This is a genomic window from Variovorax dokdonensis, assembly GCF_030316895.1.
In the GTDB taxonomy this organism is placed as follows: Bacteria; Pseudomonadota; Gammaproteobacteria; order Burkholderiales; family Burkholderiaceae_C; genus Variovorax; species Variovorax dokdonensis.
This window is the reverse complement of the sequence record NZ_JASZYV010000001.1, coordinates 1,461,332-1,476,709: the sequence shown is the minus strand read 5'-3', so window position 1 is coordinate 1,476,709 and position 15,378 is coordinate 1,461,332. Positions and strand designations below refer to the sequence as shown.

The following is a 15,378-nucleotide window of genomic DNA, read 5'->3' as shown; positions in this document are numbered from 1 at the left end:
GGTCAGGCCTCTTCCAGTTCAAGGTGCCGCAGGGCCGGCGCTGGCGGCGAGCGCAGGGGCGATGCGCTGCGCGAGTCGCCTTCGTCAAGCCCGGGGTAGATCTTGTGAAGCACGTCGCCATTGAGCTGATCCGGCCCGCCCTCGAAGACGATGCGGCCGCCCGACACGCCGACGATGCGTTCGCCGAATTCGCGTGCGTAGTCGATCTGGTGAAGGTTGCACACCACCGTGATGCCGAGCTCGCGACTGGCCTGCTTGAGGTAGTTGAGCACCGTGCGCGAGGTCTTCGGGTCCAGGCTGGCCACCGGCTCGTCGGCCAGGATGATCTTGGGCTGCTGGGCCAGCGCACGGGCAATGCCCACGCGCTGCTTCTGGCCGCCCGAGAGCGTGTCGGTGCGCAGCTCGGCCTTGTCTTCCAGCTCGACGCGGCGCAGGCATTCCAGGGCGATGGCCACGTCCTTGCGCGGAAAGATCTGCAGCCAGGACAGCACCGAGGGCACCGCACCGAGACGGCCGGTCAGCACGTTCTTCTGCACCGACAGGCGGGGCACCACGTTGTAGTGCTGGAAGATCATCGCCACCTGGCAGCGCAGCCGGCGAAGGCTCGCCGCATCCGAACGGACCGGCTGGCCATCGATGCGGATGTCGCCGCTGGTCGGCTCGGCAAGCCGGTTGATGCAGCGAAGCAGGGTCGACTTGCCGGCGCCCGAGGGGCCGAGCACCACCAGGAATTCCCCTGGCTTCACGTCGAGGTCGATGCCCTTGAGGGCATCGAAGGCGCCGTAGCGCTTGTTCAGGCCGCGGATCTCGATCACTTCATGGCCTTCAGGTCGAGGTGGAGGATCGAGGCCGTTTCGCGGATGACGTCGTAGGCCTTGTCGTTGGTGGGATGGAAGCCGTTGAGCATGCCCTGGTCCGACCACGGAATGTCCTTGACGTCCATGAACGCGGCCTGCACGCGCTTCTTCAACTCAGGGTCGAGGTCCTTGCGCCAGACCGTCGGGGATTCGGGAATGGGGTCGGACTTCCAGACAACGACCAGGTCCTCCCGCTTGGCCAGGCCCTTGGCGATCGCGGCGTCGAGGATGCGATCGGCAATGGCCACCGCATCCACCTTCTTGTTCTGGACGGCCACCGCGTTCGAATCGTGGGAGCCGGAGAAGATCACGCGGCTGAACTCCTTGTCGGGATCGAAGCCTGCCTTGATCAGGCCCGCCTTGGGGAACAGGTGGCCCGAGGTGGAAGTCGGATCGACGAAGGCGAAGGTCTTGCCCTTGAGGTCGGCGACGTTCTTGATGCCGCTGTCCTTGCGCGCGACGATCAGCGAGTGGTAGGAGGTGCGCCCGGCCTTCTTGGTCTCGGCCACGGCGAAGGCTTCGATGGGCGCGACGGTCGTGCCCATCACATAGGAGAAGGGGCCGAGGTAGGCCACGTCGAGGCGCTTCGAGCGCAGCGCCTCGATCACGCCGTTGTAGTCGGCCGCCACGAAGGGCTTGACCGGCATTCCGAGCGACTTGGAAAGCATGTCCATCATCGCCTGGCTGTTGGCGATCATGGCGCGCGAGTCCTCGGAAGGAATCAGGCCGACCGACAGCACGTTGGCGGCTCGTGCAAGGCTGCTGCCCAGACCGGCCATCGGGGCGCCCAGCACCACCGGTGCGTAGGCAAGAAGGGTACGACGCTTGAGTTTCATCGATGTCTCCAATTTGCGGAACTGAGGGGTCCGTCACTTTGTGCGCATCGCTCGCAGGCCGCGATGCGTGGTTGCACTGTCGTGCTTTCCCCTCTATTCAGCCAATTCAACTTTTGAAGACTATGTATCGATGAAATCTATAGGTTGGGCGGGATAACGCCAACCCGCCGCTCAGATGAAGCGCTTGCGCAGCCGGGCCGACGCCATATCGATGAGCGAGACAGTGACGACGAGGATCAGCAGCACCGCGCAGGTCTGCGCGTACTGGAAGCTGCGGATGACCTCGTAGAGCACCACGCCGATGCCACCGGCGCCCACCATGCCGACCACCGAGGCCGAGCGCACGTTGGACTCGAAGCGGTACAGCGTGAAGCTCAGCCACAAGGGCAGAACCTGCGGCACCACACCGTGAATCACTTCGACCAGGCGGTGCGCGCCGGTCGCGCGGATGCCCTCCACCGGCCGCGGATCGATGGCCTCGACCGCCTCGGAGAACAGCTTGGCCAGCGTGCCGGTGGTGTGCACCGCCAATGCCAGCACGCCTGCGAAAGGCCCCAGGCCCACGGCCACGATGAACAGCATGGCGAACACCATCTCGTTGATGGCGCGGCAGGCGTCCATCAGTCGGCGCAAGGGTTGATGCACCCAGGCCGGCGACACGTTGGACGCGCACAGCAGGCCGGCCGGCACGGCAGCCACGACCGCCAGCAGCGTGCCCCAGATGGCGATGTGCACCGTCACCAGCATCTCGCGGGCGTAGATGCGCCAGTCGTGAAAGTCCGGCGGGAAGAAGTCGCTCGCGTAGGTGCCGATGTTGGCCGCATCGCGCACCAGTGCGAGCGGTCGGATCTCCGCGCCTTGCCAGGCCCAGGCCAGCACACCCAGCACGGCTGCCCAGGCCAGGTAGCTCAGCAGGCCCGGCCGCTCGCTGGCGGCCCGCTCGCGCAGGCGCTCCAGCGAGGCGGCACTCGGTGCGCGCGGCGCGCCGGCCGCGATGGTGTCGATGCCCATGACGCTCACAGCTTCAGGGCAGCCAGCCTGCCGTCGATGTCAGCCAGGCGCTTCGCGCGGGTCGCATCGTCCAGCGCGGCGTCGTGCTCGACCTTGCTGCGCTCCTTGAACAATTCGAGTTGCCGGATCGGGATCAGCTGATCGTTGTCCGACGCCCTGAAGCCACCGTAGTTGTAGATGTTCTTGAGGATCGCCTTCTCTTCCGGGTCGCTCTTGGCGTAGTTGATGACGAAGGTCTTGAGCTTGGCCTTGACGGCGGGGTCGAGGTCCTTGCGCCAGACGAACGGGTCGCTCGGGATCAGCGGGCTTTCCCAGAGCACGCGCAGCTGGCTGGCCAGTTCGGGCTTGCTGGCCTTGAGCTTGTCGATTTCCTCGGTGTTGTTGGTGGCAACGTCGATCTGCTTGGCCAGCACCGCCTGGATGTTGGCGCCGTGGCTCGCATTGCGGATGGTCTTGAAGGCCGTGCGGTAGTCGATCTTGTTCTTGGCGAACAGGTAGAAGGTGGGCACCAAAAAGCCCGAGGTCGAGTTCGGATCGCCGATGCCGAAGTTCAGGTTCTTGCCATTGGCGAACACGTCGTCGAGCGACTTGAGCGCGCTGTCCTGGCGCGTGATGAGCAGGCCCTTGTAGCCGAACGTGCCGTCCGCATACATCACCTGCGCGAACACCTCGCCGTTGGCGCGGTCCACCGCCTCCATGGCCGACTTGTTGCCGTACCAGGCCACCTGGATCTTGTTGAAGCGCATGGCCTCGATCACGCCGGCGTAGTCGGGTGCGTAGAAGGACTTGACGGTCAGGCCCGTCTTCTTCTCCATGTCGCGGAAGAACGGCTCCCAACGCTCGCGCTGGGTGGAAGCGGTGTCGGTGGCGATGATGCCGAAGTTGATCTCCTGCGCATTGGCAGCGGCGGCGGAGGTCACGACGAGTGCGGCGATGGCAAGGCTTCGAAGCTTGTGCATGGTGGGTTCTCGTGGAAAGAGGGTTGAAGGAAGGTCGGCGGGGGGGGTCAGGCGGCAAGGGCCAGCGGGGCCTCGCCCAGCCACGGGCTGGCGGGTCTGTCATCACGCTCGCCGAGCAGGTCGGCCGCAGCGGTTCCGTACAACTGCTCGAGAAAGCCGGGCGTGAGCGCTTCGCTTGGGCCGTCGTAGACCAGCGCGCCATCGCGCAGCGCCACCACACGTTCGCAATAGCGCTTGGCCAGGGCCACGTGGTGAAGGCTCACGATCAGCGTCATGCCGTTGTCGCGGTTGAGTGCGGCCAGTTGCTCCATGACCCGGGTGGTGGACTGCGGGTCCAGCGAGGCGACGGGTTCGTCGGCCAGCACCATCTCGGCGCCCTGGACGAGCACGCGCGCAATGGCGGCGCGCTGCTGCTGGCCGCCGGACAGCGTCGAGGCGCGCTGGAAGGCTTGCGGCGCCAGGCCGATGTCGGCGAGCGCGTCCAGCGCACGAGCCTGATGCGCAAGCCCGTAGCGTCCCAGCACGGCGCGCCACAGCGGCGCTTCGGCAGCCAGACCGGTCAGCACATTGCTCATGACGCTCAGGCGCCCGACGAGGTTGAACTGCTGGAAGATGACGCCGATGCGTCGGCGCAAGGCGCGGATCTCGGCACTGTTCCTGCCTCCGGCCTGCAGCACTTGTCCGAAGACTTGGATGCGGCCGGTGCCGGGATCGGTGGTCTCGAGGCCGCACAGGCATCGGATGAGCGTCGACTTGCCCGAGCCGGAGGCCCCGAGCAGCGCCACGCGCTCGCCGCGGCGCACCTCCAGGTGCACATCGCGCAGCGCACGATGGCCGCCATAGGTCTTGTGCACGCCTTCGGCGCGCAATACGACAGGGTTCATGGTGAAGTGGGTTGCCGCGCGATGCACGGACCAACGGGTGGGCGGAACATGCCGGCGAGTATTTGGACCGCACATGACCGATCGGTGACAAACGGGCCTTCACCGCCCATATTGCGCATACAAGCTTTTTGGACCAGCTATTGATCCAATCTATAGTTCGGCCGGGCAACTACCGAGGACCCGTTCATGCGCCTGACTCAGCTGCGTTCATTTCATGCGGTCGCCACCACCGGCACCTTCACGGGCGCGGCGCAAAGCCTGCATGTCAGCCAGCCGACGGTGACGACGCAGGTGGGGCAGCTGGAGGCGCTGTACAAGGTCGAGCTCTTCCACCGGACCGGAAGGCGCGTGCGACTGACCGAGATGGGCGAACGGCTGCTGCAACTGTCGCGGCAGATCTTCGACCTCGAAGCAGAGGCCATCCAGCTGCTGCGCGAATCGGGTGAGCTGCGGTCGGGGCATCTGCGCGTGGCCGCCGTCGGGCCTTCGCATGTGACGCGGATGCTCGTGGCGTTCAACCAGCGCTATCCGGGCGTCAAGGTCTCGGTGACGACCGGCAACTCGCAAGACGTGCTGGACCGGCTCGCGGACTACAGCGCGGACATCGGCGTGCTGGCGCAGGTGGCGCGTGACAGGCGCTTCGTCTCGGTGCCGTACAGCGAGCATCCGGTGGTGATCTTCTGCTCGTCCGAACATCGCTTCGCGCACCGGCGCACCATCCGCACGTCGGAGCTGGAGGGCGAGAGGCTCATCCTGCGCGAGTCCGGATCGACGACGCGAAAGGCGATCGAGTCGGTGCTCAAGGCGGCGAACGTCACGCCCGACGTGGTGATGGAAATCGGCAGTCGCGAGATCATCCGCGAGGCGGTTTCCCAGAACCTCGGTGTGGCGGCTGTCTCGGAGGTGGAGTTCGTCCCCGGGCCGGGCCTGCACGTCGTTCGCCTGCGCGACGCGCAGGTGCAGACCTATGCGCACGTCGCCTGCCTGGCGGAGCGGCGCGACACCGCCATGGTGCGCGCCTTCTTTCAGACGATCGGCATGGACGCCTAGCGCGCCCATGCGCTAGATCAGGCGCCCGGCGCGCCCAGCGCCTTGCACAGCGCATGCAGGTCGGGCACCACCAGGTGTGGTCGCCTTTCGTGCTCCCAGGGCCGCGCATCGCGCACCAGCCAGGCTGCCTGCATGCCGGCCTCCAGCGCGCCCACCACGTCCAGCGCTGCATCGTCACCAACATGCAGCACCTCGGACGGGGCCACGTCGAGCGAAGCTGCGGCGGCATGGAAGATGGGCGCCGCCGGCTTGCCTTGTCCGAACTCGCGCGCGCTGAAGGCGCCCTTGAACCAGTGGCCCACGCCGGTTTCGTGAATGTTGGCGTTGCCGTTGGAGATGGCCACCATCGGATAGCGTGCGGCCAGCCACTCCATGGAAGGCAGCACGTCCTCGTAAAGCGTGACGCGCTGCCGCTCGGCGAAGAAGGCCTCGAAGGCGGCGGGCGCGAGCGCCGGGTCGTCGCCAGCGCGAAGCAGCGCCACGCGGATCGACTCCCTGCGCATTGCGCTCATGTCGTGCATCCATTGGGGGTTCTGCGCCTCGACCTCCTGGCGGATCTCGCGCAGCACGCCGGGCGTGAGCAGCATCCGCGCCGTGCCTGGCGCGCGCTCCTCGAGCCAGCCGTGCAGGACCTTCTCGGCACGCTCGATGGTGGGCCAGATCGGCCACAGCGTGTCGTCCAGATCGAGAGAGATGGCGCGGACGCGGGATGCGTCGAAGGGCTCGGGCGTTGAAAGTGAAGACGAAGCCATGCACGAGAATAGCGCATGGCCTTTCGCCCCGAACCCACTCAACCCACCTCCTCCAACGCCCTTCCCCGCACCGCGGTGCTGTGGTGCAACCTGGGTTCGCCCGACGCGCCGACCGCCAAGGCCGTGCGGCCCTACCTGGCCCAGTTCCTGTCCGACCAGCGCGTGGTCGAACTCCCGGCCGCACTGTGGCAGCCCATCCTGCGCGGCATCATCCTTCGCACCCGTCCGGCCAAGTCGGCCGCCAAGTACGCCAGCATCTGGCTGCCCGAGGGCTCGCCGCTCAAGGTATGGAGTGCGCGCCAGGCCGTCGCCTTGCGCGGCCTGCTCGATTCACGCGGCCATGCGGTGCAGGTTCAAGAGGCGATGCGCTACGGCCAGCCGGCCATCGGCGCCCGGCTCGACGCGCTGAAGGCCGAGGGCGTCCAGCGCGTGCTGGTGCTTCCGGCCTATCCGCAGTATTCCGGCACCACCACGGCCAGCGTGATCGATGCGGTCAACGACTGGTCGCGGGACATTCGCCGCCTGCCCGAGTTCCGCTTCGTGGCTGACTATCACGACGACCCCGGCTACATCGATGCGCTGGCCCACAGCGTGCAGCGGCACTGGCAGGCCAACGGCCGTGGCGACATGCTGTTGATGAGCTTCCATGGCGTGCCCGAGCGCACCGCCAAGCTGGGCGACCCTTACTCGCAACAATGCATGGCCACCGCAGGCCTGCTCGCGCAGCGGCTTCAGTTGTCGCAGTCGCAATGGCGCGTGAGCTTCCAGTCGCGCTTCGGCAAGGCCAAGTGGCTGGAGCCGTCGACCGAAGCCGTGCTGCACGAACTGGGCGGCCAAGGCACGCACCGCCTCGACGTGATGTGCCCGGGCTTCACCAGCGACTGCCTCGAAACGCTGGAAGAGATCGCGATGGAAGGCCGCGACACGTTCGTCGCTGCCGGCGGCCGGGAGTACCGCTACATCCCCTGCCTCAACGACGACGCCGAATGGATCGACGCGTTGGCCGCCATCGCGCAGCGGCACATGGGCGGCTGGCCCACGCAGCGCACGGCGGCCGGTGGGGACGCTGGCGCAGGCGCCGTGCCTAAGCCAGAAGCGCGCTGATCGCCTGGTCCATCTGCGCGTATTCGCCTTCGCCGAAGTGCCGGCGGCGCACGCGCCCGGCCTGGTCGACCAGGTAGAAGGCAGGCCAATACTGGTTGCGCCATGCCTTCCAGGTGGCGAAGTCGTTGTCCTGCGCCACCGGAAAGCGAATGTCGAAGCGCCCCAGCGCGGTCTGCACGTTGGCCGCCAATTTCTCGTAGCCGAATTCGGGCGTGTGGATGCCCACGACCACGAAGCCGCGCGCCGCATACCGGTCGTACCAGCGCACCACGTGCGGCATGGTGTTGGCGCAGTTCACGCAGCCGAAGGTCCAGAAGTCGACCAGCACCACCTTGCCGCGCAAGCTCGCGAGCGTGAGCGGCGCCGAGTTGAACCACTGGCCCAGGCCGGTGAACTCCGGCGCGGCCCCCAGGTCGGGCAGATCGGGCCCGGTTGCGGCGCGCGCCGACCAGGGGCTGGCCAGTGCACCCGCAGCCAGTGCGATGGAAAAGCTTCGGCGATCGATCGAGGTCATGGTCAGAGTCCTTGTGAGATGGCGGGAAGAAACCGCAGTGCCCAGGCGGTAAAGACGACGTCGTACTGCAGGAACATGGCGACGGCCGTTGCAACGACCAGCAGCCCAAGCCCGCGCTGGATCGCGCCCAGGTGCTGCGCCAGCCACCGTGCCCTCGCGCTGGCCCATTGGCCGCTGTAGGCCAGCAGCAGCATCGGCACGCCCGCGCCGACTGCATAGGCGCACAGCACGACGGCCGCGCGATGCGGCTCCGGCTCGGTCGCCAGTGCGACCAGCACCAGGCCCAGCGCCGGGCCGGCGCATGGCGTCCACACCGCGCCGAGCGTCAACCCGATCAGGAACGCGCCAGGCAATCCAGTGCCGACGGGCCGGGTGCCCAAGGGCGCCAGCGCGCGGCCAGCCGCCGCAAAGGCCCGCTTGAACGGCGCGCGCCAGAGCATCGACAGACCGAACAGCAGCAGGCCTGCAATCGCCAGATTGCGCAGCGCCTGTGGCGACACGCCGGCGATGTGGTTGAACAAGGAAAAAGCCAGCGTGACGCCGGCGAACGCGGCAACAAAGCCGGCCACGATCACAAGCGGCCGCCCTCGCCCGGCCGTGCCCACCGAGCCGCCCAGGATGACCGGCAAGGCGGGCAGCACGCAAGGCGCGGCAATGGTGGCCACGCCAGCCAGGAAGGCAATGGCGATCTGGTTCGACAAGGCAGGCAGCGGCAACAAGGCCGTGAGGCAAACCGAAGGCGGTCCACCTGCCTATTCGTTGGCGACGCCCTTCAGGTTACGCGCCGCCCATGCTCTGGCCGTTGCGCCACGTCAGCCCACCGGCTTCCAGAACGGGCCCAGGTAGTCCGGCTTGCCGAGCGGCACGCCGCTGTGGCGCAGCACGTCGTAGGCGGTGGTCACGTGGAAGAAGAAATTGGGCAGCGCGAACTGCAGCAGATAGGCCTGCGCCGCGAGTTGCAGCTCTTCGCCGCGCGCCTTGATCGTGACGATGCGGTCTTCATGGCCGTCGATCGCGCCGCGCTCGACGGTCTTGATCCAGGCGATCGTCTTGGCAGTGCGTTCCTGAAGTTGCGCGTAGGTGGTCTCGTCGTCGGCAAAGACGGGCGCCGTCAGGCCCGCGATGCGTGCGGTGCCGAGCTTGGAGGCGTCGCTCGCCGTCCGGATCTGCCCTGTCAGCGTGAACATGTCCGGCGCGAGGCGCGCCTCCACCAGCGAGTCGGGATCGATGCCGGTGGCCTTGGCATGGGCCAGCCCCTTGTCGAGGACGTGCGCGAGTTGATGAAGACCGCGCAGGAAAACCGGCACGGAAGCGTCGAATAGAGAAATCGCCATCGAAAGGGCTCCAGAACTGAGGCAGCGGCGATTGTGGAGCGCCTCTGGAAAGTCTGCTTGCCGCGCCCGCAGCTGCTTCCTCAGCCGCCAGCCGCCCGGATGAACGCCTCGATCGGCTCCACTTGCTCGGGCACGTTGAGCGCCGGCGCATGCCCGCAGCCGGGCACCTCGATCACCGTCAGCGCGCCGCGCTCGCCCGGGCCGCGCTGGCGCATCTCCTGGATCGTTTCCGGCAGAACCAGGTCCGAATCGACGCCGCGCAGGCAAAGCACCGGCACATCGATGGCGTCGTAGTGCGACCAGATGAGGTAGTCGTCGCCTGGCCCGGCAAATTGCTGGACCATCGCCGGGTCATAGTGCGGCGTGACGCGGCCGTCGGGCAGGCGGCGCGTCGACGTCTCGGTCAGGCGGCGCCATTGCGCGTCGCTCAGCCAGCCATAGGGCTTGTAGACGGTGCGGAAGAACGCTTCGAGCTCGCACACGGTGTCGAAGGCCGGTGGATTGCCGGCGTAGGCGCGAATGCGTTCGATGGCCGCCGGCGCCAGGGCCGGCGCGTTGTCGTTGAGCACCAGGCTGGCGATGCGCGCCTTCATGCGCGGCTCGAACATGCCGCCAGCGCAGACAGTGCCGATCGCGCCGCCCATCGACGTGCCCACCCAATGCACCCGTTCCAGTCCGAGGTGCTCGCACAGTGCGTCGGCAAGGCGGGCATAGAAGGCCAGGCGGTATTCCTGCGCCGGCACCGGGCTCCACTGGCTCAGGCCGCGGCCGATGGTGTCGGGGCAGATCACGCGGAAGCCGGCGCCGGCCAGGTGCAGGGCCAGCTCGTCCATGTCGCGCCCGGTGCGCGCCAGGCCGTGCCACGCGATGACGGCGGGCGCATCGGCGCCGCCCCATTCGACCCAGTGGATCTCTCGGCCGGCAAGCCGGGCGTAGCGCGATACGGGGGAAAGGCTGGACTGGCTCATGACGCGGCCCTTGCACGAAGTTTGCCGACCACGCCGGTCGGGAAGTAGTAGACCGACAGGACGAACAGCACGCCCAGCCACAGCAGCCAGCGGTCCGGCGACAGCACGGCCGCCAGCCAGGGCAGCGATGCCGAAGCCTCGCTGCCCATGCGCAGCAAGTCCTGCAGATAGCTTTGCGCCACCACGAAGAGCGCCGCGCCGATCACCGCGCCGTAGATGGTGCCCATGCCGCCGATCACCACGATCAGCAGCACGTCGACCATGATCTCGAACGACAGCGAGGTGTCCGGGCCGTTGTAGCGCAGCCAGATCGCCAGCATGCAGCCGGCCAAGGTGGCGAACAGGGCCGAGAGCATCGACGACACCGTGCGATACACCACCACCCGATAGCCGATGGCCTCGGCACGGAATTCGTTCTCGCGAATCGCCTGCAGCACGCGGCCGAATGGCGAGTTGACGATGCGCAGCATGGCCAGCACCAGCACGACGGCCACCACGAACAGCAGGTAGTAGCACAGGAGGCGACCGTCGAGCGAAGCGCCCAGGAAGGGCTCCTCGGCGAACTCGAAGCTCGGCGAGATCAGTTCGGGCAGCTTGAACGACAGGCCGTCCTCCCCGCCGGTGAACACCGAGAGCTGCGAGGCCAGCGTCTGGAAGGCCGCCGCCACTGCCAGCGTGATCATGGCGAAGAAGATCGCCCTCACCCGCAGCGAGAACAGGCCGATGGCCAGCGAAAGCACGAGCGAAAGCGCAAGCGCGCAGGCCACGCCGACGCCCATCGACATCCAGGTCGGCCCCAGGCGCGTGGAAGCGATGGCGATGCCGTAGGCCCCGATGCCGAAGAACATCGTGTGCGCGAAACTGACGATGCCCGTGTAGCCCAGCAGCAGGTCGAAGCTCGCCACCAGGACGATGAACACCAGGATCTTGGCCGCCACGTTCAACGCCTTGACGCCCGGGAACGCAAACGGCGCGACCAGCAGCGCAAGCACGATGGCCGCAAGAATCACCGCCAGCAGTCGGCTGCGTGGCAGGTCGTGGGAAATGAGTCTGCTCAACATGTTCGGCTCGCTTCAGCGGTTGACCACCGGGTACACGCCCTGCGGACGCCAGAGCAGCACCACCACCATCAGCGCGATGGTCGAGAACTGCGTTGCCGCCGGCAGCAGGAAGCCCACGTAGTTGTTCATCAGACCCACCAGCAATGCGCCGATGAGCGCGCCGCCGGTCGAGCCCAGGCCGCCGATGATGATCACGATGAAGATGAGCACGTTCACCTGCGCGCCCATCTGGGGGATGAGGTTCTGCTGGAACAGCCCCCACATCGTGCCGCCCAGGCCGGCCAGCGCACTGCCGGCCACGAACACGCCGATGAACAGGCGGCCGATGCGGTAGCCCAGCGACTCGACCATTTCGCGGTCCTGCACGCCCGCACGGATGAGCAGGCCGATCTTGGTCCGCGCCAGGGTCCATGCCATGAGGCCGAACACCGCCAGGCCCACCACCACCGCCAGCAGGCGGTATTTGCTGATGGCGGCATCCATCACGAAGATCGACCCGCGCAGCGCCTCTGGCAAGGGCAGCGGCAATTGGGCGGGGCCCCAGATCACCTTGATGATCTCCTCGCCGATGATCATGCCGCCCATCGTGATCAGGATCTGCTTGAGATGCTGGCCATAGACCGGTCGCACGATCAGCCGCTCGAACGCCAGGCCGACGGCGCCGGCGACCAACATGGCGACGAGCATGGCCGGGAACACGGCCATCAGGTTGAGCAGGAGCGACTGGGAGCCGGTCCAGTCGCCCATCAGCGCCAGCACGCTGCTGGCCACGAAGGCACCCAGCGCGATGAACACGCCGTGGCCGAAGTTCAGCACGTCCATCAAGCCGAAGACCAGCGTCAGGCCCGAGGCAATGATGAAGATGATCATGCCCATCGCCAGCCCCGCCACCGTCAGCGTGAGCCAGGTGGAAAAGGAGCCGGTGAGCGGCAGCGCCACCAGCGCCAGCACGGGCGCCAGCAACAGCGGCTTGTAGTCGATGTCGCGAAACATGGTTCGGGTTCCTGCGGCGCCGCCTGCGTCCGGCGCCTGGGTAGTGGCCGGCGCGTTCACAGTGCCAGCCCCAGCAGTCGCTGCTGCAACTGCACGTCTTCCGAGAAGGCGGCCATGCGACCGGCGTGCACCAGACGCCCGTTGTCCATCACCGCCACGTGATCGCCCAGCCGCTGGGCGAAGTTGAGGTTCTGCTCGACCAGCAGGATCGTCACGCCGCGCGACTTGAGCTCGGCGAACGCGTCGATCATGTTGTTGATGATGGCCGGCGCCAGGCCCTTGCTGGGTTCGTCCACGATCAGCAATTCGCGCGGCTCGACGATCGCCCGCGCGACCGCCAGCATCTGCTTCTGCCCGCCCGAAAGCTTGCCGGCCGGATGGTTCCAGAACTTCTGCACGGCCGGAAAGAGCTGGAAGATCCACTCGAGCCGCTGCGTATCGATGTCGTCGGCCGTGCGGGCGGCGCGCGCGGCCAGCAGCATGTTCTCCTTGACCGTCAGGTCCGAGAAGATGCCCATGTTCTCCGGCACGTAGGCAATGCCCAGTTCTGCGATCTGCGGCGTGCGCAGCCGGGTGATGTCGCGCCCGGCAAAGCTCACCTTGCCTTGCGAGGCCTGCCACAGGCCCATGATCGTGCGCAGCGTCGTGGTCTTGCCGGCGCCGTTGCGGCCCAGAAGCATCGTGAGTTGGGCGCGCGGCACCTGCAGGTCCACGCCATGCAGGATGTGGTACGCACCGATGTGCGTATGCACGCCTTGCAGGTCGAGCAGCATCTCGCTCATGCGGCCTCCTTCGTGCTCACGCCCAGGTAGGCTTCCTGCACCACCGGCGAGGCAATCACTTCGGCCGGCTCTCCATCGGCCACCAGCGTGCCGTTGTGCAGCACGATGATGCGGTCGGCCAGTTCGCGCACCACGTCCATCTTGTGCTCCACCAGAAGGATGGTCTTGCTGCGGTCCTGCTTGAGCTGACGGATCAGATCGAGGATGACCGGCGCCTCGGCCGCGTTCATGCCCGCGGTGGGTTCGTCGAACATGAAGACCTTGGGCTCCAGTGCGATGAGCAGCGCCACCTCCAGCTTGCGCTGGTCGCCGTGCGGCAGGCTGGCCACGGCGTCGTGTTCCCTCGCCTTGAGGGCCACCTGGGTCAGGATCTCGTCGGCGCGGGCCACCAGATCGCGGTGGTCGCTCCAGATGCTCCACAGCTTCAGCCCACGCCGGTGCGTGCCATCTCGAGTGGCCTGAACCGCCAGGCGCACGTTTTCCAGCACCGTCAGATGCGGGAACAGGTTGGTCAACTGGAACGCGCGTCCGAGTCCCGCTCTTGTGCGGGCCGACGGCGCCATTCCGGTGAGCGACCGCCCGTCCAGCGACACCGTCCCGGCGCTCGCCTTGAGCTGCCCCGAGATCAGGTTGAAGTACGTCGTCTTGCCTGCGCCATTGGGGCCCACGATGGCCGTCAGCGTGCCCGGTGCGAAGCTGCAGGACACGGCGTTGACCGCCACGTGCCCGCCGAAGCGAATGGTCAGATCCCTGGTTTCAAGCATGAGTGTTCCCAGCGCCGACTTCGTCGCGAGGAAGAGAAAAGTGGAGTTGCGCCGGATTCACCGGCAAGCGAAGCGAAGCCCTTCGGCACGCCCGCGGAACCGGCCTTGCCGGACCACGGGTCGTGCCCCGCCTCAGGGCGCCAGCGATCGATCTATCGCTTGTTCTTGATCGGGATGTTCATTTCCTCGGGCTTGATCTCGTGAACGAGTTCAGGCACGCCCCAGGCGAACGCCGGGTCCACCTTGATCTTGAAGTGATACATGCTCTGCATGGCCTGGTGGTCTTCCTTGCGGAAGGTCATCTTGCCCTTGGGCGTATCGAAGCTCATGCCTTCCATGGTCGAGATGAGCTTGTTGGTGCTGGTGTTGCCTTCGGTCTTCTTCAGCGCGGTGACCACGGCCATCGCGGCGGAGAAGCCGCCGGCGGTGAAGAAGTCCGGCGGTGCCTTGAACTCCTTGTAGTGCGCCGAAACCATCGCCTCGTTCACCGGGTTCTTGGGGATGCCGAAGTAGTAGTAGGTGGCGCCCTCCATGCCCGGGAAGCGCTTGTAGGCGGCCATGGCCGGCAGGATGTTGCCGCCCGAGCCCACCTCGATGTTGTAGCGGCTCTTGAGGTCCGCATCGGCCAGCGCGTTGAACGGGTTGGTGGCACCCGCCCACACCACGGCAATGATCTTGCGGCCCGGCTTGTCCTTGAGCGCATCCACCATGCGGGCAATGCCGGCAGTGAAATCGGTGGTGGCCGGCGGCAGGTATTCCTCGTGGACGATCTTGGCCTTCTTCAGCGCGTCCTTGAAGGCCTTCACACCGTCGCGCCCGAACGCGTAGTCCTGCGCCAGCATGACGATGGAGGTGCCTTCCTTGTCGACGGCCACGGCGTTGCTGATGGCGTCCTGGCTCGAATTGCGGCCGGTACGGAAGATGTACTTGTTCCACTTGTCGCCGGTGATCGAATCGGCCACGGCCGGCTCGACCAGCAGGATCTTCTTGTACTCCTCGGCCACCGGCAGAAGCGCCAGCGCCACGCCCGACGACGTGGGGCCGATGGCCAGGTCAGCCTTGTCGTCGGAATAGGCCGCTGCCAGCAGCGACTTGCCCAGGTCCGGCTTGCCCTGGTCGTCCTTCTCGATCACCACGATCTTCTTGCCGCCGACGGTCATGCTGCCGCCGGTGGCGTATTCCAGACCCATCATCAGGCCGATCTGGGTCTGCTTGCCATAGGCCTCCAGCGGGCCGGTCTTGCTGTAGACGTGGGCGATGCGGATTTCCTTGTCCGCAGCAGCAGCCGGAATGGCGAAGGCCGACATGGCCAGAGCACCGACCGCGGCAGCGGTGGCGACGAGTGAACGACGTTGCATTGCTTTGTCTCCTTTTGCAATCGATGACCAAATATTGCACAGTTCGTGCCAAGTCATCGAGAGGGGAGAACTACCCGGTTTTCACTGCGGAGTGCGCGGATTCAGCCGGATTGCAAACAACTGTGTTGCATGATCTACGAACACATGTCTG

General features: G+C 66.6%; 17 protein-coding genes. 2 read left to right on the top strand and 15 right to left on the bottom strand.

Annotated features, from left to right (window positions below; all coding sequences use genetic code 11):
* Positions 1-2: 2 nt before the first annotated feature.
* The 5 genes from phnC (QTH91_RS06830) to phnC (QTH91_RS06810) all read right to left on the bottom strand — a co-directional run bounded on the left by phnC (QTH91_RS06830) (position 3) and on the right by phnC (QTH91_RS06810) (position 4,547).
* Positions 3-815, bottom strand: a complete 813-nt coding sequence (gene phnC / locus QTH91_RS06830) for a phosphonate ABC transporter ATP-binding protein (RefSeq protein WP_286659250.1) — start codon at positions 813-815, stop codon at positions 3-5.
* Positions 812-1,693, bottom strand: coding sequence for a phosphonate ABC transporter substrate-binding protein (gene phnD / locus QTH91_RS06825; protein ID WP_286659249.1), 882 nt, complete (start codon positions 1,691-1,693; stop codon positions 812-814). The genes phnC (QTH91_RS06830) and phnD (QTH91_RS06825) overlap by 4 nt, the downstream gene beginning before the upstream one ends.
* A 171-nt stretch (positions 1,694-1,864) precedes the next feature.
* The gene (phnE, locus tag QTH91_RS06820) at positions 1,865-2,704 is read right to left on the bottom strand and encodes a phosphonate ABC transporter, permease protein PhnE (protein WP_286659248.1); all 840 of its coding nucleotides are present in this window, start codon (positions 2,702-2,704) and stop codon (positions 1,865-1,867) included.
* 5 nt (positions 2,705-2,709) lie between these two features.
* The gene (gene phnD / locus QTH91_RS06815) at positions 2,710-3,663 is read right to left on the bottom strand and encodes a phosphonate ABC transporter substrate-binding protein (protein ID WP_286659247.1); all 954 of its coding nucleotides are present in this window, start codon (positions 3,661-3,663) and stop codon (positions 2,710-2,712) included.
* A gap of 47 nt (positions 3,664-3,710) precedes the next feature.
* Entirely contained in the window at positions 3,711-4,547 is an 837-nt protein-coding gene (phnC, locus tag QTH91_RS06810) for a phosphonate ABC transporter ATP-binding protein (protein WP_286659246.1), read from the bottom strand.
* Positions 4,548-4,733: 186 nt separating this feature from the next.
* Between phnC (QTH91_RS06810) and QTH91_RS06805 the strand changes: the two genes are divergently transcribed.
* A complete protein-coding gene (locus QTH91_RS06805) occupies positions 4,734-5,597 on the top strand; it encodes a LysR substrate-binding domain-containing protein (RefSeq protein WP_286659245.1) in 864 nt (287 codons plus the stop codon).
* A 17-nt stretch (positions 5,598-5,614) separates the two neighbouring features.
* On the opposite strand, the gene QTH91_RS06800 is transcribed toward QTH91_RS06805, so the two are convergent.
* Positions 5,615-6,349: an HAD family hydrolase gene (locus tag QTH91_RS06800; RefSeq protein WP_286659244.1), complete on the bottom strand. Its 735-nt coding sequence runs from the start codon at positions 6,347-6,349 to the stop codon at positions 5,615-5,617.
* 15 nt (positions 6,350-6,364) lie between these two features.
* Between QTH91_RS06800 and hemH the strand changes: the two genes are divergently transcribed.
* A complete protein-coding gene (gene hemH / locus QTH91_RS06795) occupies positions 6,365-7,453 on the top strand; it encodes a ferrochelatase (protein WP_286659243.1) in 1,089 nt (362 codons plus the stop codon).
* Here the strand turns inward: hemH and QTH91_RS06790 are convergent.
* The 9 genes from QTH91_RS06790 to QTH91_RS06750 form a co-directional block, all read right to left on the bottom strand.
* The gene (locus QTH91_RS06790) at positions 7,434-7,967 is read right to left on the bottom strand and encodes a redoxin domain-containing protein (protein WP_286659242.1); all 534 of its coding nucleotides are present in this window, start codon (positions 7,965-7,967) and stop codon (positions 7,434-7,436) included. The genes hemH and QTH91_RS06790 overlap by 20 nt on opposite strands.
* 2 nt (positions 7,968-7,969) lie before the next feature.
* Positions 7,970-8,668, bottom strand: a complete 699-nt coding sequence (locus QTH91_RS06785; protein WP_286659241.1) for a cytochrome c biogenesis CcdA family protein — start codon at positions 8,666-8,668, stop codon at positions 7,970-7,972.
* 111 nt (positions 8,669-8,779) lie between these two features.
* Positions 8,780-9,301, bottom strand: coding sequence for a DUF1993 domain-containing protein (locus QTH91_RS06780; protein WP_286659240.1), 522 nt, complete (start codon positions 9,299-9,301; stop codon positions 8,780-8,782).
* A gap of 80 nt (positions 9,302-9,381) precedes the next feature.
* Positions 9,382-10,269 carry an alpha/beta fold hydrolase gene (locus QTH91_RS06775; protein WP_286659239.1) on the bottom strand — a complete coding sequence of 296 codons (888 nt, stop codon included), beginning with the start codon at positions 10,267-10,269 and terminating at the stop codon, positions 9,382-9,384.
* Entirely contained in the window at positions 10,266-11,330 is a 1,065-nt protein-coding gene (locus QTH91_RS06770) for a branched-chain amino acid ABC transporter permease (RefSeq protein WP_286659238.1), read from the bottom strand. The genes QTH91_RS06775 and QTH91_RS06770 overlap by 4 nt, the downstream gene beginning before the upstream one ends.
* A gap of 12 nt (positions 11,331-11,342) precedes the next feature.
* Positions 11,343-12,323: a branched-chain amino acid ABC transporter permease gene (locus QTH91_RS06765; protein ID WP_286659237.1), complete on the bottom strand. Its 981-nt coding sequence runs from the start codon at positions 12,321-12,323 to the stop codon at positions 11,343-11,345.
* 56 nt (positions 12,324-12,379) lie between these two features.
* The gene (locus QTH91_RS06760) at positions 12,380-13,105 is read right to left on the bottom strand and encodes an ABC transporter ATP-binding protein (protein WP_286659236.1); all 726 of its coding nucleotides are present in this window, start codon (positions 13,103-13,105) and stop codon (positions 12,380-12,382) included.
* Positions 13,102-13,869 (bottom strand): ABC transporter ATP-binding protein, encoded by a 768-nt coding sequence (locus QTH91_RS06755; protein ID WP_286659235.1) that lies wholly within the window; start codon positions 13,867-13,869, stop codon positions 13,102-13,104. Before QTH91_RS06755 ends, QTH91_RS06760 begins: the two co-directional genes overlap by 4 nt.
* 152 nt (positions 13,870-14,021) lie before the next feature.
* On the bottom strand, positions 14,022-15,227 hold the full coding sequence (locus QTH91_RS06750) for a substrate-binding domain-containing protein (protein WP_286659234.1): 1,206 nt from the start codon (positions 15,225-15,227) through the stop codon (positions 14,022-14,024).
* Positions 15,228-15,378: the final 151 nt, after the last annotated feature.